The sequence below is a fragment of the Microcoleus sp. CAWBG640 genome, assembly GCF_020883015.1.
Classification (GTDB): domain Bacteria; phylum Cyanobacteriota; class Cyanobacteriia; order Cyanobacteriales; family Microcoleaceae; genus Microcoleus; species Microcoleus anatoxicus.
The window spans coordinates 1-22595 of sequence record NZ_JAHRFC010000003.1 but is presented as its reverse complement, the minus strand read 5'-3'; the positions used below and the strand labels follow the sequence as shown (position 1 = coordinate 22595).

23 protein-coding genes and 1 pseudogene are annotated in these 22595 nt (G+C 45.2%); 13 read left to right on the top strand and 11 right to left on the bottom strand.

What is annotated here, in order from left to right:
• Positions 1–112: 112 nt before the first annotated feature.
• From AAFP11_RS02580 to AAFP11_RS02560, 5 genes and pseudogenes are all read left to right on the top strand, one after another.
• Positions 113–898 (top strand): AMIN domain-containing protein, encoded by a 786-nt coding sequence (locus AAFP11_RS02580; RefSeq protein ID WP_341735608.1) that lies wholly within the window; start codon positions 113–115, stop codon positions 896–898.
• A 627-nt stretch (positions 899–1525) separates the two neighbouring features.
• Positions 1526–2509, top strand: a complete 984-nt coding sequence (gene hemB / locus AAFP11_RS02575; protein ID WP_341732028.1) for a porphobilinogen synthase — start codon at positions 1526–1528, stop codon at positions 2507–2509.
• A 253-nt stretch (positions 2510–2762) separates the two neighbouring features.
• Positions 2763–3257, top strand: a complete 495-nt coding sequence (locus tag AAFP11_RS02570) for a GNAT family N-acetyltransferase (protein WP_341735607.1) — start codon at positions 2763–2765, stop codon at positions 3255–3257.
• Between the two features lie 120 nt (positions 3258–3377).
• Positions 3378–4004: pseudogene (locus AAFP11_RS02565) on the top strand (IS607 family transposase).
• A 1-nt stretch (position 4005) separates the two neighbouring features.
• The gene (locus AAFP11_RS02560; protein WP_341735724.1) at positions 4006–5133 is read left to right on the top strand and encodes a transposase; all 1128 of its coding nucleotides are present in this window, start codon (positions 4006–4008) and stop codon (positions 5131–5133) included.
• Positions 5134–5642: 509 nt separating this feature from the next.
• Here AAFP11_RS02560 and AAFP11_RS02555 read toward each other — a convergent pair.
• The 3 genes from AAFP11_RS02555 to murF all read right to left on the bottom strand — a co-directional run bounded on the left by AAFP11_RS02555 (position 5643) and on the right by murF (position 8816).
• The gene (locus AAFP11_RS02555; protein WP_341735723.1) at positions 5643–6566 is read right to left on the bottom strand and encodes a HAMP domain-containing sensor histidine kinase; all 924 of its coding nucleotides are present in this window, start codon (positions 6564–6566) and stop codon (positions 5643–5645) included.
• Between the two features lie 198 nt (positions 6567–6764).
• The gene (locus AAFP11_RS02550; protein WP_341735606.1) at positions 6765–7355 is read right to left on the bottom strand and encodes an L-threonylcarbamoyladenylate synthase; all 591 of its coding nucleotides are present in this window, start codon (positions 7353–7355) and stop codon (positions 6765–6767) included.
• Positions 7356–7430: 75 nt separating this feature from the next.
• Positions 7431–8816, bottom strand: coding sequence for a UDP-N-acetylmuramoyl-tripeptide--D-alanyl-D-alanine ligase (gene murF / locus AAFP11_RS02545; RefSeq protein WP_341735722.1), 1386 nt, complete (start codon positions 8814–8816; stop codon positions 7431–7433).
• 408 nt (positions 8817–9224) lie between these two features.
• On the opposite strand from murF, the gene AAFP11_RS02540 reads away from it, so the two are divergent.
• Both AAFP11_RS02540 and AAFP11_RS02535 read left to right on the top strand, forming a co-directional pair.
• Positions 9225–10520 carry a hypothetical protein gene (locus tag AAFP11_RS02540; protein ID WP_341735605.1) on the top strand — a complete coding sequence of 432 codons (1296 nt, stop codon included), beginning with the start codon at positions 9225–9227 and terminating at the stop codon, positions 10518–10520.
• 195 nt (positions 10521–10715) lie between these two features.
• Complete coding sequence (locus tag AAFP11_RS02535) at positions 10716–11048, top strand: RNA-binding protein (RefSeq protein WP_341732033.1); 333 nt, start codon at positions 10716–10718, stop codon at positions 11046–11048.
• A 181-nt stretch (positions 11049–11229) separates the two neighbouring features.
• On the opposite strand, the gene clpS is transcribed toward AAFP11_RS02535, so the two are convergent.
• Positions 11230–11511: an ATP-dependent Clp protease adapter ClpS gene (gene clpS / locus AAFP11_RS02530; RefSeq protein WP_340518689.1), complete on the bottom strand. Its 282-nt coding sequence runs from the start codon at positions 11509–11511 to the stop codon at positions 11230–11232.
• Positions 11512–11559: 48 nt separating this feature from the next.
• Between clpS and AAFP11_RS02525 the strand changes: the two genes are divergently transcribed.
• From AAFP11_RS02525 to AAFP11_RS02510, 4 genes are all read left to right on the top strand, one after another.
• Positions 11560–11760 (top strand): hypothetical protein, encoded by a 201-nt coding sequence (locus AAFP11_RS02525; RefSeq protein ID WP_341735604.1) that lies wholly within the window; start codon positions 11560–11562, stop codon positions 11758–11760.
• A gap of 49 nt (positions 11761–11809) precedes the next feature.
• On the top strand, positions 11810–12412 hold the full coding sequence (locus AAFP11_RS02520) for a DUF3172 domain-containing protein (RefSeq protein ID WP_341732035.1): 603 nt from the start codon (positions 11810–11812) through the stop codon (positions 12410–12412).
• Positions 12413–12586: 174 nt separating this feature from the next.
• Positions 12587–13570 (top strand): DUF1517 domain-containing protein, encoded by a 984-nt coding sequence (locus tag AAFP11_RS02515; RefSeq protein WP_341735603.1) that lies wholly within the window; start codon positions 12587–12589, stop codon positions 13568–13570.
• Between the two features lie 110 nt (positions 13571–13680).
• Complete coding sequence (locus tag AAFP11_RS02510; RefSeq protein WP_341735602.1) at positions 13681–14235, top strand: cyclic nucleotide-binding domain-containing protein; 555 nt, start codon at positions 13681–13683, stop codon at positions 14233–14235.
• 148 nt (positions 14236–14383) lie between these two features.
• On the opposite strand, the gene gltD is transcribed toward AAFP11_RS02510, so the two are convergent.
• A complete protein-coding gene (gene gltD, locus AAFP11_RS02505; RefSeq protein ID WP_341735601.1) occupies positions 14384–15868 on the bottom strand; it encodes a glutamate synthase small subunit in 1485 nt (494 codons plus the stop codon).
• 312 nt (positions 15869–16180) lie between these two features.
• The gene (locus AAFP11_RS02500) at positions 16181–17392 is read right to left on the bottom strand and encodes an EAL domain-containing response regulator (protein ID WP_341735600.1); all 1212 of its coding nucleotides are present in this window, start codon (positions 17390–17392) and stop codon (positions 16181–16183) included.
• 301 nt (positions 17393–17693) lie between these two features.
• On the opposite strand from AAFP11_RS02500, the gene AAFP11_RS02495 reads away from it, so the two are divergent.
• Positions 17694–18218: a heme-binding protein gene (locus AAFP11_RS02495; RefSeq protein ID WP_341735599.1), complete on the top strand. Its 525-nt coding sequence runs from the start codon at positions 17694–17696 to the stop codon at positions 18216–18218.
• A 118-nt stretch (positions 18219–18336) separates the two neighbouring features.
• On the opposite strand, the gene AAFP11_RS02490 is transcribed toward AAFP11_RS02495, so the two are convergent.
• From AAFP11_RS02490 to AAFP11_RS02475, 4 genes are all read right to left on the bottom strand, one after another.
• On the bottom strand, positions 18337–18753 hold the full coding sequence (locus AAFP11_RS02490; RefSeq protein ID WP_341735598.1) for a secondary thiamine-phosphate synthase enzyme YjbQ: 417 nt from the start codon (positions 18751–18753) through the stop codon (positions 18337–18339).
• A 110-nt stretch (positions 18754–18863) separates the two neighbouring features.
• Complete coding sequence (locus AAFP11_RS02485; RefSeq protein ID WP_341735597.1) at positions 18864–19964, bottom strand: glycosyl transferase; 1101 nt, start codon at positions 19962–19964, stop codon at positions 18864–18866.
• A gap of 86 nt (positions 19965–20050) precedes the next feature.
• On the bottom strand, positions 20051–20389 hold the full coding sequence (locus tag AAFP11_RS02480; protein WP_341735596.1) for a CheB methylesterase domain-containing protein: 339 nt from the start codon (positions 20387–20389) through the stop codon (positions 20051–20053).
• A 21-nt stretch (positions 20390–20410) separates the two neighbouring features.
• Complete coding sequence (locus AAFP11_RS02475) at positions 20411–21424, bottom strand: hypothetical protein (protein ID WP_341735595.1); 1014 nt, start codon at positions 21422–21424, stop codon at positions 20411–20413.
• A gap of 122 nt (positions 21425–21546) precedes the next feature.
• On the opposite strand from AAFP11_RS02475, the gene AAFP11_RS02470 reads away from it, so the two are divergent.
• Positions 21547–22113, top strand: coding sequence for a hypothetical protein (locus AAFP11_RS02470; RefSeq protein ID WP_341735594.1), 567 nt, complete (start codon positions 21547–21549; stop codon positions 22111–22113).
• 4 nt (positions 22114–22117) lie between these two features.
• Here AAFP11_RS02470 and AAFP11_RS02465 read toward each other — a convergent pair.
• Positions 22118–22595: ATP-binding protein (locus AAFP11_RS02465; RefSeq protein ID WP_341735593.1), on the bottom strand; the 478-nt coding region annotated here is incomplete at its 5' end.

The window sequence follows — 22595 nt, the reverse complement described above, 5'->3', positions numbered from 1 at the left end:
TTGATTCGACCATCAAGTCAACAACACGCTTTTTTCGATGCCCGATGCCCTCTTTGGCCGATACCCAATTATTCTCAAATCTAGTTTACATCAAAACTTTCACCCAGCAGCCATGCAATACAAAAAAAATTGGCAAGAATTACAAAGATTGACTCTTAATTCTCTAGCACCCAGATTGTTAGCCAGCTTGTCACTGAGTCTGAATCTAGCCGTCGCCACCGCAGTTTTGATGCCAATCGGACAACAACAAGCCACCGCTTCCACTGTTCCCCTTTGGCAATTCGATCCAGCCACCAATGAGTTAATCATTAGCCTCCCAGAAGGCATAACTCCCAAATATTCTGTATTAAACCCAAATCAAATTGCTGTGGATTTGCCTAATACTGAAATTTCAGTAGATGCAACTCAGTTATATCCAAAAGGATTAATAAGTTCTGTGGGAATGAGTCAAATTCAACCGGGAAAGGTGAGAATTGTGATGGAGTTAGCACCAGGATTTGCTGTCAGGCCCGATCGCACTCAATTCCAAAAAATCGGTGCCGCCAATCGCTGGGTGTTAGTTCCCGCCATCGCCCCAAGTGCGATCGCCAACACCAGGGAAACCACAACCCCCTCAGCCACAGCCATAGCACAGCCCCAGCCCACAAAAACTCCCAACTCGGAGCCCACTCCAGAACCTGTTTCACCAAGTGCGATCGCCACTCAAACTTACGATCGCCCTCCTGCCCAACAAACAACCCAAAACGACCAAATCCGACCCATAACAGTGCCTTTAGTAAGGGTGGCAGTGGAGGAACGGCGGGGGATACGTTTAGCTCCCATACCACGTCCTGCTGCACCCAACCAGGGGATAATCAACTTTGGCGAACCGCTACCCAATATCGATCGGATTAATTGAACCGGGAAGGCGCTAAGGAATAGAAACAAAAAGATGCTGTTCTTGCTTCGCGCTATTACCCTGTTCCCAGTTAAATCATCTGACAGTGCCACGGGATTTGATATGATATCAATTCCTGCACTCTCAGGTGATTGTTGACTGTTGACTGTTTTATCATTCCGATGCCACCGGAAACGATAGGATGCGTCCTAGCCTGCCCAACAATAAGCTCTAGACTTTTAACTACCAGCCGGGAAGTCTAAGGGTATATTTAGAGGGGATTAATCAGAGCGCTGCGCTAAGTACCCCAAATAAATTACTCCTTGGGATGAAAGGCTCGTCGGGTGTAGGTACGGAAACCGACAATTAGACATTGCAAAGACCTTTAACTTTGATGTACTTCCTAGATATTAAAGCAAAAGAAATGGTATGTTAAGGTAGGTCGAAAAAAGAAGCTAAATCAGCCAAACTCATAAGAAAAATTGGTCTGAGTTACAAAAGTGGCGGGGGAACTCCGTCACTCAAAAAAGCCTTTGAAAAAAAGGAAAAAGAAGCCTGCGGTCTAACTGTACTCAGTTGACCGTCAGGTTCGTTCACAACCATCCACAAGTCTCCATAACCGGACTTGACCTAACATTAAAAAACATCATGTTTCCCACACACCGTCCCCGCCGCCTCCGCAACCATCCCCAACTCCGCCGGATGGTGCGCGAAAACATCTTGACAACCAATGATTTAATTTACCCCCTATTTGCCGTACCGGGGGAAGGTTTTGCTAAAGAAGTCACATCAATGCCAGGAGTTTACCAGCTCTCGATCGACAAAATTGTCGAAGAAGCAAAAGAAGTTTACGACCTCGGCATTCCGGCAATTATTTTATTCGGAATTCCCGCGGATAAAGACACAGACGCCACCGGTGCTTGGCACGATTGCGGTATCGTCCAAAAAGCGACAACAGCAGTCAAAGAAGCAGTACCAGATTTAATCGTCATGGTCGATACTTGTCTGTGCGAATATACCAGTCACGGTCACTGTGGCTATTTGCAAGTCGGCGATTTAACCGGTCGTGTTTTGAATGACCCAACCCTTGAATTGCTTAAGAAAACTGCGGTTTCTCAAGCTAAAGCCGGTGCAGATATTATCGCCCCTTCTGGGATGATGGACGGTTTTGTCGGAGCAATTCGGGAAGGATTGGACGATGCTGGATTTGAAGATATTCCTATCATGTCCTACGCGGCAAAATATGCTTCAGCTTATTATGGCCCGTTCCGAGATGCGGCGGATTCTGCACCCCAATTTGGCGATCGACGTACCTATCAAATGGACCCCGGAAATGGTCGTGAAGCTCTCAAAGAAATTGCTCTCGATATTGCCGAAGGTGCCGATATGCTCATGGTTAAACCTGCTTTAGCCTATATGGATATCATCTGGCGCGTTAAGGAAGCAACTAATCTGCCAGTTGCAGCTTACAACGTTTCGGGAGAATATGCGATGGTTAAAGCCGCTGCTCTCAATGGTTGGATAGATGAAGAAAGAGTAGTGATGGAAACTTTGACAGGATTCAAACGTGCTGGTACTGATTTGATTTTAACTTATCACGCCAAAGATGCCGCCCGCTGGTTAAAAGGCTGAGGAAATCTCCGCTCTTTGCCAACCCCCCTCACTCACAACGCTTGAAAATCGCCTAAATAGCCTTGGCGGTGGCTATTTAGGCGACTTCTATACATCCAGAGCGGCGACTTTACACAAAAAGTTACCGCTCTGATAGCGATCGCATTTTGTTAGTAAAAAGTATTAATGATTACGGAAATTAGTCAGATAATATGGGTGAATTAATTTATGTTTGTATGTTTAGAATTAAATACAATTTACGGGCAGATTTAGAATGAAATCAACGACTAGAGATTCCAGTCACATTCAATTTTGCATAGGTCACGATCGAGTAGACCTCGAACAACTTCAACATCTATTTAAAGTAGCTGCATTTTGGGCTAGGGAACGCAAGATGGAAGATTGGAAAATTGCGATCGCCAATAGCGAACCAGTTGTCACCGTCTGGGATGGCGAAAGGGCGATCGGTTTTGCCAGAGCCACATCAGACGGCATCTATCGAGCTACCATTTGGGATGTTGCCATTCACCCAGATTACCAAGGTGCAGGACTGGGACGCAAATTAGTCCAAACAGTTTTAAGTCATCCTATAATGAGCCGAGTAGAGCGAGTTTACCTGATGACAACTTACAAACAAAGCTTCTACGAGCGCATCGGTTTTCAGCATAACGCCAGCACGACAATGGTACTCGAAAATCTGCCCTTAGAAGAGAATGTCGAATTAGAAATTATCAATCAAGAACTCACCGTCAACCCGTTCCGGGTATGACGGGAGCTTGTAAGGCGGGCAAAAGCCCACCCTACTGATTTTAGCCGATCGGTATGCCTCTAATCATTAATTTATTGGACAAGACTGAACAATGCGTACATGGTGAGCCATAATACTAATATGGCTAAATATGTGAAACCAAATGAAGCAGCTAACACTTTGGGAGTTTGCCTCCGAACCCTCAGACGATGGGAAGCAGAAGGTAAAATCAACACAATCAAAACACCGTCAGGTCAAAGACGGTACGACATCGAAAAGTTCATCAAAAAAGAATCAGAACCAGAGGGAGGACGCGCCACTGTTATCTATGCTCGCGTCTCTACCCGACCTCAAAAGGCAGACCTCGATCGACAAGTTGAACGACTATCAACGCTCTAAAGGGGCGCTGAAGTCGTTAAGGAAGTGGGAGGAGGACTCAATTTTAGGAGGAAAGGACTCATCACCCTTTTGGGACGAGTTTTGCTCCGCGATATCGCAGTTATTGTGGTTGCCCACAAAGACCGACTTGCAAGGTTCGGATTTGATATTATCGAGTGGCTCTGTGAGCAATTTGACTGCCAAATCGTGGTTCTCAACCAAATCAGTCTCTCTCCACACGCCGAACTCGTTCAAGATATCGTCGCAATCCTCCACAGTTTTTCAAGCAGACTTTACTCCATCAGAAGGCTGGAAAACCAAATCAAGCAGGAGTTACAAGTCGAATCCGAGGCACAAGAAGGAGAAGAAGTCGCCCAACAAAACACTTAAGATTCGGGTTTATCCTGAGCTGGGACTGCACCAAAAATGGAAGTCTTGGCTATCAGCATCGCGTTACTGCTACAACAAGGCTATTGCAGCCTTGAAAGCAGGCGAAAAAATAACCAGTGCTTATTCTTTGAGGGACTACGTGTTAGGACTGGACTTACCTGATTGGGTTAAGTCAGCACCGTCTCACCCAAAAGAAAATGCTATTTTTGACGCGATCGATGCTTGGAAACAAGCCAAGTCTGTCAAAGGAGAGGCAAGTTTTAGAAGCTGTCGTCAACCATCACAGTCAATCAAATTCCACAAGGTTAATTTCAACGGCGAGACTTGGTTCCCATCCTTAGTTAAAGGGCTTAGCTTTAGAAGTACAGAGCCAATTCAAAAGACTGAGTTTGCGACCCAACTTATTAGAGACAAAAAGCGATGGTTCGCTTGTATCCCAGTAACAGAAGAGGCAAGGACGAAGGAACTGGATAAGGTAATTGCACTTGACCCTGGCGTTAGAACTTTTTTAACTGGCTACGACGGTGACTCATTTCAAGAATTTGGTAAGGCAGACATTGGACGCATTCAAAGATTGTGTTCTCACCTTGACAAACTAATGGGGCGTGCGTCAAAAGCTGGTAGAAGGCAGAAACGCCGGATGTTAGAAGCGGCAAGCAAGCTGAGAATCAGGATTCGCGACTTGGTTGACGAGTGCCACAAGCAGGTAGTTAATTACCTGACAAGTCAATACAAAGTCATATTGCTGCCTACATTTGAAACATCACAAATGGTTGTTAAATCAAAGCGCAAGTTACGCACCAAGACTGCTAGGCAGATGCTCACTTGGGGGCATTATCGTTTTGAATGCCACCTCAAGCAATCAGCTAAAAAACGGGGTGTTGTTGTTATTGACGTTAACGAATCCTACACTAGCAAAACTTGCACCAAATGCGGACACAAACATTCAAAGCTTGGTGGTTCAAAAACATTTAAATGCCCTAACTGCGGTCACGAACACGACCGAGATTGGGGCGGCGCTCGAAACATTATGATTCGAGCTTTGAGGGACGGCTCCTTTGCTCTCTCTATCAATAGTGAGAGTATTGCTATCGCGTATGCCCTGTTTGTCCAGGGTTGTACAGCGTAACACCGTCAGCCCCCTCTCCTACTTTAAAATTCGGGAGACGACACCGGCAGCGACTGTACGATCGCCTTTGCGCATGGCAAAACACATATTTTGTTTGACCGCGAGCGGCTCCACTAACTTCTAGTCATATCAAATCCGGTAGCATCTGAATGATTCAGATCTCTATTCTCGGACTCTGTGTCCTCTGTGTTCTCTGCGGTTAAATCATTCCGATGCAGCCGGAAACGATATCATTGCCTCTCATATTGCTGAGAGCGATCGTATAATAGCTGGTAAAAGTATAGGCATTTATGACATGACATGGGAGGCGTTGAGTGCCTCCCCCTTCGCTTTTACTTCGAGCGGATTGACCACGGGCTGAACTACGCCCACGACCTATCCTACAAACTTAATAAAGTTTTATATAGCGGTTCTCAGATAAATGAGGTACGCTGAAACCCTGTATTATCAAGCTTTATAGGTCAAAAATCGTACCTCACCTTTTTGATAAAGGCTATAATACTGAATAATCACTGCTGAGCCAAAGGAATAGAACATTGAGTCCGAGTGAAATTGGACTCTTCAGTCTCCGAAGGAACTGCCAGAACCTCTAAACGCCCGTTCATTAAACTTAGCAGCGTCTGATCCATCAATAACCTCATTCCCGAAGACACTTTAACTGGATCGGTACTCTTATTATCTGTCTCCAAATCGTGCTTTAATAAATCCCAAGATTCACTCCAAGCACTGATTGAACGCTGATCGTCTACCCAAATGTTAACGTAGCCAGATTCCGGTGAAGGGTGTGCCGAAACAAAAATACTCCCCTCTTCCATTTCCGCAATAGCAGTATCTATCAAATTGACTAACACTTGCCTAAATCTGGGAAAATCAACCAATACATAAATTTCCGGATCGGGCGGGGATATTTCGAGGCGAATGCTACGGTTAGCTGCTTGTAAGTAAGTTAAATCATCCACTTCATCAAATATTTTCGCTAACTGAATCGACTCAATATCCATCGTCTCAGTGCCATGTTCAGTTTTAGCAACAAAGATAATTTGATCGATCAATTTCACTAACTTGAGTGCCGCTATGTGAGCTTGTTCGACAAACTCCCGTTCTTCAGCAGGATCGTCGCACAAATCCGACATAATTAATTGCAGTGTGCCAATCATACTACTCAGTGGCGATCGCAATTCGTGAGAAGTCCTAGCCAAAAAACCAGCCTTAAATTGACTCATTTCCGATGCCATCTGATAAGCCAATTGAGTTTGCTTCAGTTGCTCAGACATGGCATCAAACTTCTCTAAATAAATCTCTTGAGGATTTGACTGCTGGTGGGGTGCAGGTTCTAGCGGTTCCGAGCTCTTGGGCCTCGGACGCCAGATCAAATTGCTTCCCAAACCAAGTCCCAGCCCCATTCCTATATATATCAATTCGCTCCAGCCCATCAGCGCCATATCACTTTGCCTTCGAGTTTAGCTATTTCGCGCCTCGCCCTCGCGCGAAATCCGATCGAGGATTTGCCGGTGGGATAAAGGCTGGTAAAAACTTTCACACGATCCTAGCGTCTTTCTGCATAGCAGGAACAGGTAGGAGGGTATTTGATTTTTTACCAAGATTTAATTTAAGTGCCTGTTTTTCGGTCACTATTCTAACTGTACCGCGCCCTGTCGCAAGATTTTCCAACCACTGCCAGTCCATTTAGCAACCGTGGAAGGAAGACTCGAAGCTGTGGCTATGGTTGGTAATTCCAAAGGCTGTAAAGTCAGGACTTCGGGAAACTGGGCTTCAATTTCTGCCATGGACTCCAGAGGGGGTTGGCCGGACAAATTGGCACTGGTGGTAGCCAAAGGGCCTGTCTGCTGTAGAATTTTGCGTGCCAGGGTACAATTAGGGACTCGCAATCCAATCGTAGTCGGGTCGATCGGATTCATAGCCACGGGTACTTTTGCTGAAGCTGGGAGCACCAAAGTTAAGGCCCCCGGCCAAACAGATTGCGCCACTTGTTCCCACACTTGGAAATCTGCTGGACTTCCGTCCACGTAGCCCCACAAATCTTCTGCTGAGGCTGCCATCAAAATCAGCGGTTTGTCTTGGCTGCGCCGTTTAGCGGCAAAAATCAACTCGGAGCGATCGGGCAAGGTGGCCAAAGCGGGTACAGTATCAGTGGGAAAACTGACTATAGCAGTGCCAGAAATTGCTCTTTCAACGAGGGTATTCATCGAAACTTGAGTCATCGGATTTGAGATTTTTTAGTCAGTTGTCAGTTGTCAGTTGTCAGTTGTCAGTTGTCAGTTGTCAGTTGTCAGTTGTCAGTTGTCAACAATCATATCAGTCCTCAGCCGATCGACTACTCTATTTAACTCCATCGCGTGAGAGGCCTTAAATAAAAGGCGATCGCCTGTTTCTACAAACTCCATTAAATGCCTTGCTAGCACATCGTGAGCATTTTCCGCCGAAATATCTTCTATTTCCACCAAAGGCAAACCAGCAGCACCACTCGCCATCGCCGCAGCTTCTTCAAAATCAGCAAACACAAACAAAGCATCGACATTTAAATTTCGGGCTGCTGTTCCCACTTGTCTGTGAAATTCCAGGGATTTATCGCCCAATTCTTTCATCGTTCCCAACACGGCAATCCGCCGTTTTCCTGGAGTATCCGCCAACAGTCTCAAGGCCGCCAACATTGACTCCAAACCAGCATTATAAGTCTCATCCAAAATCACAATATCCTTTGGTAATTCGTACTTACGCGCTCTCCCATCGGGTAATTGTACAGACAAACCTTGCTGGAAAACTTGCCAATCAATATCTAACACCTTGGCTACTGCCAAAGCTGCTAGATAATTCACAGCATTGTGTCTTCCTGGTAGAGGTAGTGGCAATTCTATATCTTCAATCCGCATTGAATTATTGTCGATGAATGTGCCATGTAAATCTCCACCTTCTAAGCCGTAATTTAAAGTTTTTCCTGACCAAATTTTGGCTGCTGCTGTGATTAATTTCTCACTATCATGATTGAGAATAGCAATACTGGCGGCTGGCATTTCTGCTAATAATTCGCACTTAGCGGTCGCGATCGCCTCCGATGACCCCAATCGCCCAATATGCGCCGTTCCCACATTCGTAATTACTGCTATCGTGGGGCGGGCAATTTGCGCTAACAGCGCAATTTCACCCAGTCCCCGCATTCCCATCTCAATGACGGCATAATTGTGTTCGGGCGACAGCTCTAACAGGGTCTTTGGTACTCCAATTTCATTGTTATAGTTCAATTGAGTTTTGAGTACATTCCCTTGGGTTGACAAAACTGCTGCAATCAATTCTTTAGTAGTGGTTTTACCTACGGAACCAGTTACCGCAATTACCGGTATACTGAATTGGTCGCGCCACCAACGGGCGATCGCCTGATAAGCTGTTAAAGTATTGTCAACTCGCAATAGGGGAAAGTTAGGAACTTTTCCTTGCCAATCGCGATCGACAACCGCCACGATTGCCCCCAAATCCCTGGCTTTTTCCACAAATTGATGCCCGTCAAAATTTTCTCCCCGCAGTGCCAAAAATACCTCTCCCCCCTGAATAGTCCGCGTGTCTGTGGTAATACCAGTGCCTAATGTTGTCAACACCGCCTCAGAGGCAACAGGCAAAGCTACGGTTAAAATTTCAGCAAGTTGGGAAATAGTGACGCGACAAACCATATTACTAGCACTCACACTTTAAATACTCAATTTCAGCACTCGCCGCCGATCGCCAGACCTCAAAATTAACTATTTGGGGGCTGTCGATCGGGATTTGCTTTAACAATCGTAATACTAAATCGCCCTCAGACTCACAAATCTCTAACTGGGGGTTTACATTTGCGAGTAATTTTTTACCTAAAATAATGGTGATTGAGGCCTTGCGAGGCGCTAAGAATTTGTGTCATGCTATTGTTAGTAAATAGTTTAATTAGACAAAAAAGAGCGATCGGCCCACGATGCTGACCGCTGCTGCCCCAAAGCTTTGGGAATCGAGCAAATCCATTAATTCAATTCAGGTGCTTCTTCAGCTAATTTATCGAGCCAATGGCGCTGCAACATCTTGCCCAATTTCGGAGGGTAAAAAGAGTGAATAATACCTGGAAAGACAGTTACAGCCGATCTAGCTACGAAGCTGAACAGCTACTTTATCAGCACTGGCTGAATCTGGTACAAGTAGAACAACCAGCGGAAATTATCCATCGTTTTCGCACTTTATTTATCAATTGTGAGAAATATCCCGATCGGGCGATCGTCGAGGCTTTGGAAAAAATCGCCACCTCAAAAGATGCAGAACCAGAATTCAAGTACATCCTCAACCGCTGCTGTCACATCGCCATCAACCGCTGGCAAACCTACCCCAACAAGCAAGTGGCCATCCCGGAATTGATCGCTGTATTTGAAGGGGTTCCCAAGGTCATATTTGGATACAATCGATCGCGGGCGATCGGTCAAATCGCCAAATTAGTCAATCAATTTACCACCAGCGAACAGTACCTCGCCCTCAAACGCTTATCCAAAGTCATCCTTCACGGCTCAGAAGAGGGTAACAACAGCAAAACCCCCACTAACCTAGCCCTGGGAAGCTTAATTCCTCGCTACCCATACCTTTACACCCACTGCCTCCTCAGCGACGACAGCAACTACGAACAACAAAGAATCATTAAAAAAATCCAAGCCCGAAAGCAGCAGCAATTTGAAATCAACCTCTCCCAATACGTCGCTCACCAAGTGAGAAAAATGCAAATAGCTCGCCGGGGAACCTCGGTTTCCTTTGGCAGGCTTATACAAAATATAAACAACCCCACGCTTTTGAGCGACACTGAACTGTTGTTCGCTGTCAAGCAATTTGTCGGCAAAGTAGAAGGAGGCAATACTTACAGACACCTAGCGAACAGTTTTCTTGCCCACACTAGCCAAAGTCAGTCCTACGGTTCTTTTAAAGATGATTTATACGAATACTTGATTTCTGGTGTCACCAACCACCGCTACGGTCAAGGTCAATTTAAGGAAAAATTGTATAAGCAATTACAAAGTACCTTTACCCACAGCGACTCTCAGAAGTTAAACGAATGTTTAATGATGAGAACTTGCAGCCAGTTATTGAATTTTTTAGTAGTAGAGAGTCAGAAACGACCCAACCACTTTGTCTTCATTGACCTCATCTCCAATCTCGGCCCCACGGAGACTACAGGTTTGCTGCTGAAAATTGTACTAATTTGCGGCAAAGTCAAACCCTACCTAGAAAAGCGTTTGGCAATTTTGTTCGGTCACTACGAGTTTTCTGCCAGAACAGGTGTGATGTGGTTAGTGAAAGCCCTAGAAAACCTGAATTTAGCTTTGAGTACCAACTTTGGCAAGGTAGACCTATCTTTCCTGCCGTAAATAGGCTCGGCGCCACTAACTCTTGAAACCTACTCATCAGAGACTATTCTGTGTTAAAATACCAAGTGTGAATTAGATTCGGTTGTAGGCTTTGTTCATTGCTACAGAATTGTCTAAAAACTTGCCCTTCTGTATCGGCAGGGAACTCTCCGAAACTGAAATCTTTGCACTGTCTAAATTTTGGAGTTATTTCCCATGTCGATATACGTCGGTAACTTATCCTACCAAGTTACCTCAGAAGACATCACCTCCGTCTTCGCCGAATACGGAACCGTTAAGCGAGTACATCTACCTACCGACAGAGAAACAGGTCGCCCTCGCGGCTTCGGTTTTGTAGAAATGTCAAACGATGCAGAAGAAGATGCAGCCATTGCTGCTCTCGATGGAGCAGAGTGGATGGGTCGCGACCTGAAAGTTAATAAAGCCAAACCCCGCGAAGATGAAGGTAATCGCTCCGGCGGCAACCGGGGCGGGGGTGGTCCAGGAAAATTTGCTCGCGGTGGAGGAGGAGGGGGAGGACGTTATTAATTTCCTCGGAGGCAGATTTGATATTGGAGATTTCCGATGAAGGGCACCTAGCTCCGAACCGCCTTCTGTTCAAATCTCCTGCTTTACGCTAAATAAACGCTAAAGCCAAGGGTCAAGCCCTTGGCTTTTAGCTATCTGTTTTTTTTGTTGAGATGGCAGAGTCTTGCTGTACACTCAAACTCTATTCGTCAGGTTCGATCGTACTACTCAATCCGTGATTGTTGAGCGTTTCGCTGTAAAACTCAGCGTGTTCTAGGGCACACACAATCACCAGTCCCAGCCCGTTGGTGTGAGCTTCCATCATAATATTCACAGCCTGTGGCTGAGTTAGACTCGGAACCGTCTGCATCAGAGTCTGTACCACGTACTCCATGGGGTTGAAATCATCATTGTGCAGCAGAACGCGGTAGCGGGGTGCAAGCTTACGGACTGTTGAAGGCTTGACAATAATTTCGACAGACACTACTTTGTATCCTCCTGGTGGGTAAAATGTTAAAATTTGTGAATAATCTTGAGCCGGATTCTTCCGCTGTGCAATGGTATCCGACTTTTAGTTATTTTAATTGAATTGACATCCTGTGAGGTCATCAAATTCCGACAAAGCAGCAAAAAAGTCGATCGCCAGACGCAGATGCAGTGTGGAAAAACTCCTGTCTCCCAAGCCTGTTACCGTGAGCGGGCGATCGCCGTACAATTAGAACACAAAAGATAAAAATAAAAAACTACTCCCTGGTAACTCTCCAAAACCCACTGAAGCTTATATGAAACGCAAACCTAAACCCTACAACGACAGATTCACAGCCGACGCACCGCGAGGAGATGAAGACTCCGACTATTCCAGTCCCTTTGGCGGACAATCCCGACGCCAGTCTCCCTCTGGGAAACCTTCCTTTGTCAATTACACATCCTTGGGGATTTTAGCAGCGGTGTTCATTCTCGGCATTGGGATTGGTATTGCCTTTAGCTCTACCGCTACCATTAGCCCAGAAAACGTAGCATCCCGCGAATTTATCGATCGCAGTGCCCCCAATCCCGAACTTTGCGTACAGTTTGGAGCCAGCGCGATGGTGACAGATATGCGCGCCTATGTCACCCTCAACCCTTTCAACGTCTACATTTCACAGCCGACTATGCGCCCTGGCTGCGTGCTCAGGACCAATAACTGGGCAATTCTAGAACAAAGAAAGCTCGTCAGCCAAGACCAAGTACGCGAGTGCAAAAATCGGATGAATACATTTGGCTTCACCGGTACTTTGGAAAGTCAACCGGATATCAATTGTATCTATCAAAACGATAGTGCCAAAAACCTGTTTATCAACCAGCCCGGTTCCGTGGCTCCAACCACAGATAATCAGAATTTCTAAGGTGAGGTTATCTCCCGTTATCCCCAAGGGTTAGCGGGAGAGCGACCTCTATAGTTTTTCGTCAGGACTTGAGTCCTTGAGTACGGATATCTCACCGATTTCACGCCTGCAACCGGGCTGCCCACAGGCGAGAATAGACTGTAAATTATATATGTATCGCATAGTAATGGTCTTATGTACAAGCAACTAATTTCAAGAATCAAACCGCTTTTGAAATCACTATTTGCGATCGGGCTGGTACTGACACTAGCCCTGGGTAACGCTGATGGAGCCCAGGCGGCCCGCAGCGGAGGACGCATCGGTGGTGGCTCTTTTCGGGCTCCTGCGCGCAGTTATTCGTCTCCTAGCCGCACCTACGCACCGTCTGGAGGGGGGTACTACCCTGGTGGTGGCTTTGGTGGTGGCTTTGGTTTCCCGTTCTTGCTGCCATTTTTTGGGTTTGGGGGCGGTTTTGGTGGTTTGTTCTCGATTTTGATTTTTATTTCGATCGCGAATTTCCTCGTCCAAAGCTTCCGCCGCGCCGGGGGCACAGGGGAGGAAGAACTAGGCTACAGCACACCGACAAACGTCTCTGTGGCTCGTTTGCAAGTTGGTTTGCTAGCAGATGCTCGCGGTTTGCAATCGGAACTAGACTCCTTAGCAAAAACAGCGGATACCGATACAGCAACGGGTCGCGCTCAGGTGCTACAAGAATCTACTTTGGCGTTGCTGCGCCATCCAGAATACTGGGTTTATGCCGGTGCTGAATCTCAGCAAACTCGCTTGGAAGCAGCAGAAGCTAAATTTAATCAATTTTCTCTGGCAGAACGCAGTAAATTTACAGAAGAAACTCTCTCAAATTTTAACAACCAGCTTCGGGAATCTGGAAGCAACAATGTACTGCCAAGTGTGAAGGAAAATGGCGTACTGGTGGCTGGGGATTTGAGTCAAGCTCCCGGTGAATATATTGTGGTGACGTTGATTGTCGGTACCCTAGGCAAACTGCAATTACCAGTAGTCAAAAATACTGAAGATTTGCGCATGGCTTTGCGTCAAATTGGGGGAGTGTCTAGCGAGCAGTTGTTGGCGATTGAGGTGCTGTGGACTCCTCAAGCTAATGGCGATACTTTGACTGCTGATGATATGTTGGCTGGTTATCCCGATTTGCGATCGATTTAGTCAGAGACTATGGGCACGGTGAATTGTACCCCGCGCCCATGACAGGGGATCTATTTAAAAAAATTGTTTAACCAATGCTATTATAAAAAAAGCGATCGGGAGCTAAATTCATGACCGACAGCAGTAGAAAAAAAGCACTTTTCATTTTGAGCCAGTTAAATAACGATGACATCAACTGGATAGTCCAAAAAGCTAAGAAGGAAATTCTTGACCCCGACAGGATACTGATCCACGAAGGGAGACAAATCGATGCCCTCTACATTGTATTGAAGGGAACTTTGAGTGTTTTGCTAGAGGCGAAGTCTACTAAAGAACTGGCAAAAATAGGTAGCGGAGAACTGGTGGGAGAAGTTTCTTTTATTGATGCTAGACCTCCTTTGGCAACGGTGAAGGCGATCGAAAAAACAGAGTTGTTAGCAATTCCACGGCGACAATTAATTATCAAACTGCAACAGGATATGGGCTTTGCTTCCCGATTTTATTGTGGAATTTCTCTGTGTCTGGCTGACAGAATGCGCGGTACGATTAGACATATAGAGTATGGTCGTAATCTTGAATTAGAAAACTCTGAATTAGAAGGTGAGGACATTAATCCGAGTGTGATGGAGAATTTGGGTCTAGCCCAGGCTAAGTTTAATTGGTTGATGGAAAATGTGAGGGGTTGAGGGGCTTAAAAAAGACCCATTTTTTTGGTAAAATTTGTCCCCCTTTGAGAAATTCATGTGATTGAATTAATTTAGGGACAAGGCTACCCAAACTGTAAAATATGGGTAGCTTTGTTTTTAAATTAACTTAAAGTTTTGAACCTACCAATTAAGGCAAATCCGTGCTCCCCATTAAATAAAGGTCGCACTCGCGGGCGACACCCCGCCCCTCGTTAATTGCCCAAACTACCAAACTTTGACCCCGGCGACAGTCACCAGCGGCGAATACTCCCGGAATACTGGTTGTATATTTTTCGTGTTCGGCTTTGATATTGCTGCGGGCGTCGCGTTCCAATCCCATCGCATCCAGCAAGGGCTGTTCGGGACCTAGGAAGCCCATCGCTAGCAAGACAAGCTGAGCTGGTAGGACTTTTTCGGTGCCGGGGATGTGTTTGGGAATGAACTGTCCTTTTTCATTTTTTGTCCACTCGACTTCAACGGTGTGCACGGCTTTGACGTTGCCGTTTTCGTCGCCCTCGAACTTGGTGGCGGTGGTGAGATAGCCGCGGGGATCGTCGCCGAATTTGGCCGCGGCTTCTTCTTGGCCGTAGTCGAGACGGTAGACTTTTGGCCATTCGGGCCAGGGATTGTTGGCGGCGCGTTCCGAGGGCGGTTTGGGGAGGATTTCTAGCTGTACGAGGCTGTTGCAGCCGTGGCGGATGGAGGTGCCCACGCAGTCGGTGCCTGTGTCGCCACCGCCGATGATGACGACATCTTTGCCGGCGGCGGAGATGAAGTTATCGTTGGTGCTCTTGTCGAGAACTGCTTTGGTATTGGCGGTGAGGAAGTCCATGGCGAAGTGGATGCCTTTTAATTCGCGTCCTTCGATGCCTAAGTCGCGGGGTTTGGTGGCACCGGTACAGAGGACAACGGAGTCGAATTCTTTGAGTAATTGTTCTACTGGTAAGTCTTTGCCGACTTCGGTGTTGCAGACGAATTTTACTCCTTCGTCTTCGAGAACTTTGAGGCGGCGCATCACAACTTGTTCTTTGTCTAGCTTCATGTTGGGGATGCCATACATTAGCAGGCCACCGGGTCGATCGGCTCTTTCGTATACTGTTACCCAATGACCGGCTTTGTTGAGTTGGGCGGCGGCGGACAAACCGGCGGGCCCGGAACCGATGATGGCGATGACGCGGCCGGTGCGTTTGGCCGGTGGTTCGGCGGTGATCCAGCCTTCATCCCAGCCTTTGTCGATGATTGAGGCTTCGATGTTTTTGATTGTGACTGGCGGGTTGTTGATGCCGAGTACGCAAGCGCCTTCGCAGGGTGCGGGACAAACTCTGCCGGTGAATTCGGGGAAGTTGTTAGTTTTGTGGAGTCTGTCTAGGGCTTCTTTCCACAGTCCGCGATATACTAGGTCGTTCCATTCGGGGATCAGGTTGTTGATGGGGCAGCCGCTGGCCATGCCACTAATCAGGTTTCCGGTGTGGCAAAATGGGATGCCGCAATCCATGCAGCGGGCTCCTTGGGTGCGGAGTTTGTCGTCGTCCATGGGTAGGTGAAATTCATCCCAGTTGTGGACTCTCTCGACTGGTGAGAGTTCGGAGGGTAGTTCGCGCAAAAATTCGATAAAGCCTGTTGGTTTTCCCATAGTGGTGTCTTGGTTAGAAGTTATTTGTGGTAGTTGTCAATGCTGAAGCTGGGGGGCTTCTGAATTTACTATTTAGATCTAAATTATGGGCGATCGCGACTCTGATTACCAGTCGTGGACGCCCAAACTAGGTTTCTGAAAGTAATTGCTTCATTTTAGGTTGAGGACGATCGCGAGAAACTGGGTATTTTTGACAGTCCTGGGCGCACTCTGAGTCAAAAACCCGGTTTCTGCGTGAATATTTGTCGAAAAAAACGACAATTTTGGGAATAAACCGGGTTTTTTGCCTCCAGGACTATCTTCCTTCTTCCTTTACTGACCTTGCTTCAGCAACTGCTCAAAATCCGTTGCCGGCAAAGGACGACTGAACAAATATCCTTGCATATAATCGCATTTATAGCGCCTGATAAAATCTTGTTCTGATTCCGTTTCAACACCTTCGGCAATTACTTCCAGACAGAGACTGTGAGCCATTTCAATAATAGCTTTTACAATCGCTGCATTTCGAGAACCATCTGTGATATTACGAATAAATGAGCGGTCTATTTTTAAAGTATCGAAGGGGTATTGTGTCAGATAGCTTAAGGAAGAATAACCTGTTCCGAAATCGTCAATAGAAATAGAAACTCCCAATTTTTTTAATTGTGTCAAAGTAGCGATCGCGCTTTCGGTATCCTCTATCATCAAACTTTCCGTTAACTCTAATTCTAAACTGTTTGGTTCCAAACCAATTTTTTCTAAAATTTCTGCCACTCTAGTGCTGAGTTCCGGTTGGTGAAATTGACGAGGTGATAAATTAACCGCCACCCGCAACCCAGAAAAACCATCATTTTGCCAAGATTTTAAATGCTGGCAAGCTGTCTGCAATATCCACTCGCCCAAGGGTATAATAAAGCCAGTTTCTTCAGCAACCGGAATAAATTCTGTAGGTGGAATCAATCCTTTTTCCGGGTGTTTCCAGCGCACCAAAGCTTCTGCACCCACAATCTTACCGGTAGTTAGACTAACCTGGGGCTGATAGTAAACCTGGAATTCTTCTCGTCTTAAAGCAGTGTATAAGCTTTTTTTCAGTATGATTAATTTTTCCGAGGCATCTTGTTCTATGATATGCTCGTTGGTTTGTATTTGTAAATTATTGTATTGCTCGACAAAAGCTTCTTGTTTCTTCAACCGACTGGCGATCGCCCCTACCAGTTCAGCTTTAGTAAAAGGTTTAGTCAGGTAATCATCGGCTCCCAATTCCATGCCCTGCCGCATTTCAGCGCGATCGGTTTTACCAGTCAGAAATACAAAAGGTACTGTGGCAGTAGCAGGATTCGCTCGCAAGGCCATCAGCACCCCATAACCATTAAGTTCCGGCATGATCACGTCGCAAAGAATCACATCGGGCAGATTGGACATCGCCAAAGATAAGCCCTGCATTCCATTTTCAGCCCCCATCGCATCAAAACGTTCAAACTTGAGGATCTTGATAATATTCTCCCGAATCACACGATCGTCCTCGATCACTAAAATTTTTTTCATATACTATTCCAGGACAGCGGTATAATTAATCATTTACCTCAACATCATCTAATCTAAACAATTGACAACCTACACCCCCCTGACAGAATAACCAAATAGTAGCGAAAAAAATGACAAGCCCATGAAAAATGTTAATTTTCACTGACAATTATATTAATAATTATTTAAGTTTTTATCCCCGGTCGTATTAATATGAGGTTGATTAACAAATCTCTAAATTAATTATAAGTGCAATCCTCAAAATCGAGCGGGATAAATGCTAAAATAGTTTTCCCACTTGTTAAGGCTAAACTCGCAAACAATGTCAGCTTATTTACCCAGTGGATTCCCTGAACCCGCAGAGATTGGCACTATAGAAGTTAAGCAATATCCTCAGTACCGCGCTGTCACCTACTCCCACGCTGGTGATGTGCGACAAGCTACTGGGGTTGCCTTCAATCCCTTATTCCAACATATCAGCAATAACCAAATTGCGATGACAACGCCCGTAGAAGCCCGCTACACAGGAATTGCAGGGCAAATGGATGTTCCCGAAGTACAAGTTTCTTTCCTCTACCCATCACCAAATATCGCTCCCAGCAGCCTTAGCTCGGCTGTCACAGTCACCGATACGCCACCGATGACGGTTGTTAGCATTGGTGTCGGCGGGGCTTACAGTTGGGAAAGCTACGAAAATAACCTCCAAAAACTCAAAAATTGGCTTCAACAACATCCAGAATACTCAATAGTCGGACCTCCGCGACGCTTTTTTTACAACTCCCCGATGACACCGGAAGCAATGAAAATCAGCGAGGTGCAAATTCCGATCGCTCTTTCAAAGAATTGAATTCAGTAGCCAGTAGTCAGTAGTCAGTAGCCAGTAGTCACTCATAAGTAGTTATTTATAAGCAATTACTAATTACCAATTACCAATGCCCGATACGCCATGCCTAATTCCCTCTCTTTCAGTTACCGCTGATATGAACCACGAGTTCGCGAGTCTGCCCCCGCTGACGATGTTCCCATAGGTAAATTCCCTGCCAAGTTCCTAACAGCAGCCTACCGCGAGCGATCGGGATTTGTTCAGAAGTATGAGTCAATGCAGTGCGAATGTGAGCCGGCATATCGTCGGGGCCTTCTGCATCGTGAATATAGGTTGCACCCTCCGGTACCAGTTTAGCTAAAAAGTTGGCTAAGTCCTTGAGTACATCTGGGTCTGCATTTTCCTGTATCAGTAAACTAGCAGAAGTATGGCGCAAAAACAAGGTACAAAGTCCTGTGTTAATACCAGAATTCGCTACCACATTTTCTACCTGTTCGGTAATTTTACACAAAGACTTACCGATAGTTTTAATTTTGAATATCTGTTGGTAATGAGTCATAGGATTTTAGATTTGGAATTTGAGATTTTGCAATAATCTTCAGCGGACGAAGGCAGACGAAAGTTTGACAAGCAGCCAATTCTATGGGCTTTATTTGATTGACTTGTTTGCTATTTAAAATAATCTACAACAGCGTGGGCGATCGCCTCCGTACCATTTTTGGCCAATTTTTCTGACAAACGCGGGGGCTGCATCGGTTTTCGTAAAAACTCCCAATCACCCTCAAAAAACTCCGCAGCAGTGATAATTTGATGGGAACCATAGTTTTGCATCCCTTCGAGTAAAATCTCCGCTTCGGCAAAACCTTCTCTCATGATAGAAACCACAGGTATGGACAAACGCAAAGCTTCCGAAAAAGTGCTATACCCCGGTTTGGAAATCAGCCGTCCGCAGACAGGCATTACATCAACTGGACGCGGTAAAATGGGGAAAGATTTGGCAAACTCCTGACTCTTGACTCTAATCAAATTTGGCAAATCAGGAGCAGCAGCATCAAAAGTGATAAATTGGCGATCGCTAAACTTGTGTAAATTGTGATAAGGGATATCTTCCAAACCGAGTCCACCAAAAGTCAACAATACAGTATTTTCTAGGGGTGTTTCGATTCTGAATAACTCCCGAATTTTATCGTTACTATACCGAGGATTGCCACCTGTTAAACCAACATCTTCTATATGAGGGAAAAACGACATTTTTTCGTGCAAAGGGAGACGAAAAAGGCGATCGCACATTCCGAAGCACTCACCAATCCAATCCACTATGTCGTCAAACTCCCCGCCCCAATCACGATAAATAAAATCCCAACCAAAATTGCTCATCATCCAGCAAGGAACACCAGCAGCCTTAGCAATCTTTGTCATCACAGGTGGAATATCTGCCAGAATCAAACCCACCCTATTTTGTTTAATAAAATTTACTTCGCTAGCAATTAGTGAATTTTGCTTTTTCCGAATTTCCTGCAACTTTTCCAGTGTCGCATCTAAATCCATATTCAAACTGTCAGACTGCACGACACCAACATCAAAAGCGCGGGGACGGAGAATGAAATCACCTGTGATGTATGATTCTAGCAACCAACGGGGTGCTGTTGTGGCGATAATTAATAAAATTTCTGGATATGATTCTTGAATTTTTGCTGCTACTGATGAGACTCGGACGGCATGGCCGAATCCATGATTAGTGATGGCGATGTATAATGTTGGTCGAGACATTCTGATTGGTAATTGGTAATTGGTAATTGGTAATTGGTTATTGGTGATTGGTGATTGGTGATTGGTTATTGGTAATTGGTTATTGGTTATTGGTGATTTTTTACTCGATCGATAATTTCGCAAGCCATTGCTTCCAAGGATAACACTCGATCGGCTAAACCAGAATTAGCCACACTTCCCGGCATACCCCAAACTACGCTACTAGCCCGATCCTGAACTAAAATTTGACCCCCAACCTCCCGAATACCCTCGCAGCCGTGAAGTCCATCTTGTCCCATCCCCGTCAGCACTACAGCTAAAACCCCCGCACCATAAATTTTAGCAGTCGATCGAAACAACACATCCACCGCAGTGCGACAAGAATTTTCTGCAGGAGCTTGATTAGTCCGAATTTGCACTTCAAAACCATGTCTTTCTAACAACATCTTAATTTTTAAATTTAAAATCTAAAATTTAAGATCGGATGGCCAGATAGGCAACTGATTAATCTTTTCCAGCGTTATATCTACATATTTTTCCTCACCAGCCACCCGATTTTCTCCAAAATATCCATCATCACCATCATGCTTATGAGGACCACTCAAACCTTCTGCATAGCGATTTTCTAAACGAGCTTGATTGAATGGTGAACCCACAAACCAGTACCAGCGACTGGGAAAAACTATACCACCAATATCCTCAATTGAGTCGCGAGAACCGCGAAAATGAAAAATGCGATCGGCATCTGCAAAACCATTTTCTCCCGAAAACACACCGCCAACCGAAACAACAGTAATTTCTCCCTTCAGCCATTGTTTAAGATAGTGAGTAGCACCCAGAGCAACTTGTGCCCCACCGCTAGTTCCAATTAAAATAATTTTCAAAGGTTTTTCAGGAGCCTGTGAAATCGGATATTTAGCATTCATCCGCTCAATAATTACATTGGCAATTCCCTGATTATAAGCCTGACCGTAGCGATAATCTAAAGAAATTGCAAACCGCCAAAGATTGCGAATTTTGATGAATATATCCCCCGCAATCGGCCCACTTTTTGCGTGTTCTGCAAACCGCCAAAAAGGTGCTAACAGCCTTTCTCCTCCTAAACTTTTGTTAGAAGCTGAATAAGGAAAAATATCACCCACGGCTACACACTGCGGATGACTTTTCACTAAACTCTTGAGAAAAAATGCTTCCCCACGGGTTAATTCGTCCCCCGAAAAATCGCCTACTCCTGGCAAAAAAACAATATAACAATTGAGAGGCGAAGACTTACTTGGGTCGATATTAATATTGTTAGAAGGCAATAGTTCCGGCGGAGCTTTCTTTAAACCCAAACTCTCGGCATTTTGACCAAGCCACCAGATAATAGTACCCACTGGCGAAACAATACCCCAGACTAGGAGTATTGTACCTGCGACGAGCAACAAATTTAAACTTCCCCCACGCAGCCAGACAAGTATCTGTAAAATCAACTTCAACATTTAATAAAATTTGGTAAAATACCAATAAGTTTTCTAATTTGGGAACAATACTTGATGTATTTTTCTGTATTAGACCCGATTATGTAGAAATTGTCAACTATTTTCAGGAGCAGTAATCAAAAGTGAGGGGACAAGATTCAATTGCGGGTTTAGGGGTAACGCTGTGGAACGCCCTTTCTTTAAACAGCAATTTTTACGAAAACACTTCATACACTCCCAAAACTAAGCGGATAGCGTTAACAATTGTAATTTTAGCAGCCGTGTCTAAGGTGCTGGGCAATGCAATCATTTTGTTAATCAATCGAACCGAAGCCCAGGTTCTATTTTTAGCTCTTTTGATAGATGGCTTGGCAGTGGTGGGAGGTTATTATTTTTGGACTTTTACTATCTCTAAAATCGGGGATTGGCTAAAACCAGGTCACGTAAATTATGGGGAATTACTAATTCCCATCGGATTTGCCTACGCACCCCAAGTGCTGAATTTTTTAACGCTAATTCCCTTGTTGGGAGAAGGAATAGAGCGTATATTAGCTGTCTGGAGTTTGCTAGCGGTAATTGTGGGAGTTCGCCAAGGGTTGGATATTCAAACTCGCTGGGCGGTGTTAATTTGTTTCGTGGGTTGGCCCTTAATTCAAATTGCGATCGGATTTATGAAAATAATTGAACAATTGCTTTCAGTGTGGTTCTAATTCATCAATAGGGAAGCACCATTTTAAACTCTGCTCCCTCTCCCGGTGCAGAGTCACAAATCAACTTTCCTCCGTGCTGCTCTAGCACAATTTTATAACTGATTGACAGTCCCAAACCAGTACCCTTACCTACTGGTTTTGTAGTAAAAAATGGATCGAAAATTCTGGCCTTCACCTCCGAAGTCATCCCCATACCATTATCAGTAATCCGAATCGCCACTTTATTTTTTTCTAAAACTTCAGTAACAATCCAAATTGTCGGAGGCTGTGTCTGGTCAACTTTGCTCCCAATTCCTCGATACAAAGCATCAATAGCATTCATCAGTAAATTCATAAATACCTGATTAATTTCTCCCGCATAGCAGTTCACCAAAGGCAAGTGTGCGTACTGCTTAATCACTGTTATTCCACTTAATCTTTTCTGCAAAATCATCAAGGTACTGTCGATGCCTTCATGGAGATTCACCCATTTTATTTCTGAT

Excerpts from the sequence above, each read along its gene's own strand:
- AAFP11_RS02520 (WP_341732035.1), top strand. The coding sequence starts at position 11,810 with ATGAAACGCAAACCTAAACCCTACAACGACAGATTCACAGCCGACGCA.
- AAFP11_RS02475 (WP_341735595.1), bottom strand. The coding sequence starts at position 21,424 with ATGTTGAAGTTGATTTTACAGATACTTGTCTGGCTGCGTGGGGGAAGT.
- AAFP11_RS02535 (WP_341732033.1), top strand. The coding sequence starts at position 10,716 with ATGTCGATATACGTCGGTAACTTATCCTACCAAGTTACCTCAGAAGAC.
- AAFP11_RS02500 (WP_341735600.1), bottom strand. The coding sequence starts at position 17,392 with ATGAAAAAAATTTTAGTGATCGAGGACGATCGTGTGATTCGGGAGAAT.
- AAFP11_RS02515 (WP_341735603.1), top strand. The coding sequence starts at position 12,587 with ATGTACAAGCAACTAATTTCAAGAATCAAACCGCTTTTGAAATCACTA.
- AAFP11_RS02480 (WP_341735596.1), bottom strand. The coding sequence starts at position 20,389 with ATGTTGTTAGAAAGACATGGTTTTGAAGTGCAAATTCGGACTAATCAA.
- AAFP11_RS02570 (WP_341735607.1), top strand. The coding sequence starts at position 2,763 with ATGAAATCAACGACTAGAGATTCCAGTCACATTCAATTTTGCATAGGT.
- gltD (WP_341735601.1), bottom strand. The coding sequence starts at position 15,868 with ATGGGAAAACCAACAGGCTTTATCGAATTTTTGCGCGAACTACCCTCC.
- AAFP11_RS02580 (WP_341735608.1), top strand. The coding sequence starts at position 113 with ATGCAATACAAAAAAAATTGGCAAGAATTACAAAGATTGACTCTTAAT.
- murF (WP_341735722.1), bottom strand. The coding sequence starts at position 8,816 with ATGGTTTGTCGCGTCACTATTTCCCAACTTGCTGAAATTTTAACCGTA.
- AAFP11_RS02485 (WP_341735597.1), bottom strand. The coding sequence starts at position 19,964 with ATGTCTCGACCAACATTATACATCGCCATCACTAATCATGGATTCGGC.
- AAFP11_RS02490 (WP_341735598.1), bottom strand. The coding sequence starts at position 18,753 with ATGACTCATTACCAACAGATATTCAAAATTAAAACTATCGGTAAGTCT.
- AAFP11_RS02495 (WP_341735599.1), top strand. The coding sequence starts at position 17,694 with ATGTCAGCTTATTTACCCAGTGGATTCCCTGAACCCGCAGAGATTGGC.
- AAFP11_RS02510 (WP_341735602.1), top strand. The coding sequence starts at position 13,681 with ATGACCGACAGCAGTAGAAAAAAAGCACTTTTCATTTTGAGCCAGTTA.
- hemB (WP_341732028.1), top strand. The coding sequence starts at position 1,526 with ATGTTTCCCACACACCGTCCCCGCCGCCTCCGCAACCATCCCCAACTC.
- AAFP11_RS02550 (WP_341735606.1), bottom strand. The coding sequence starts at position 7,355 with ATGACTCAAGTTTCGATGAATACCCTCGTTGAAAGAGCAATTTCTGGC.
- AAFP11_RS02555 (WP_341735723.1), bottom strand. The coding sequence starts at position 6,566 with ATGGGCTGGAGCGAATTGATATATATAGGAATGGGGCTGGGACTTGGT.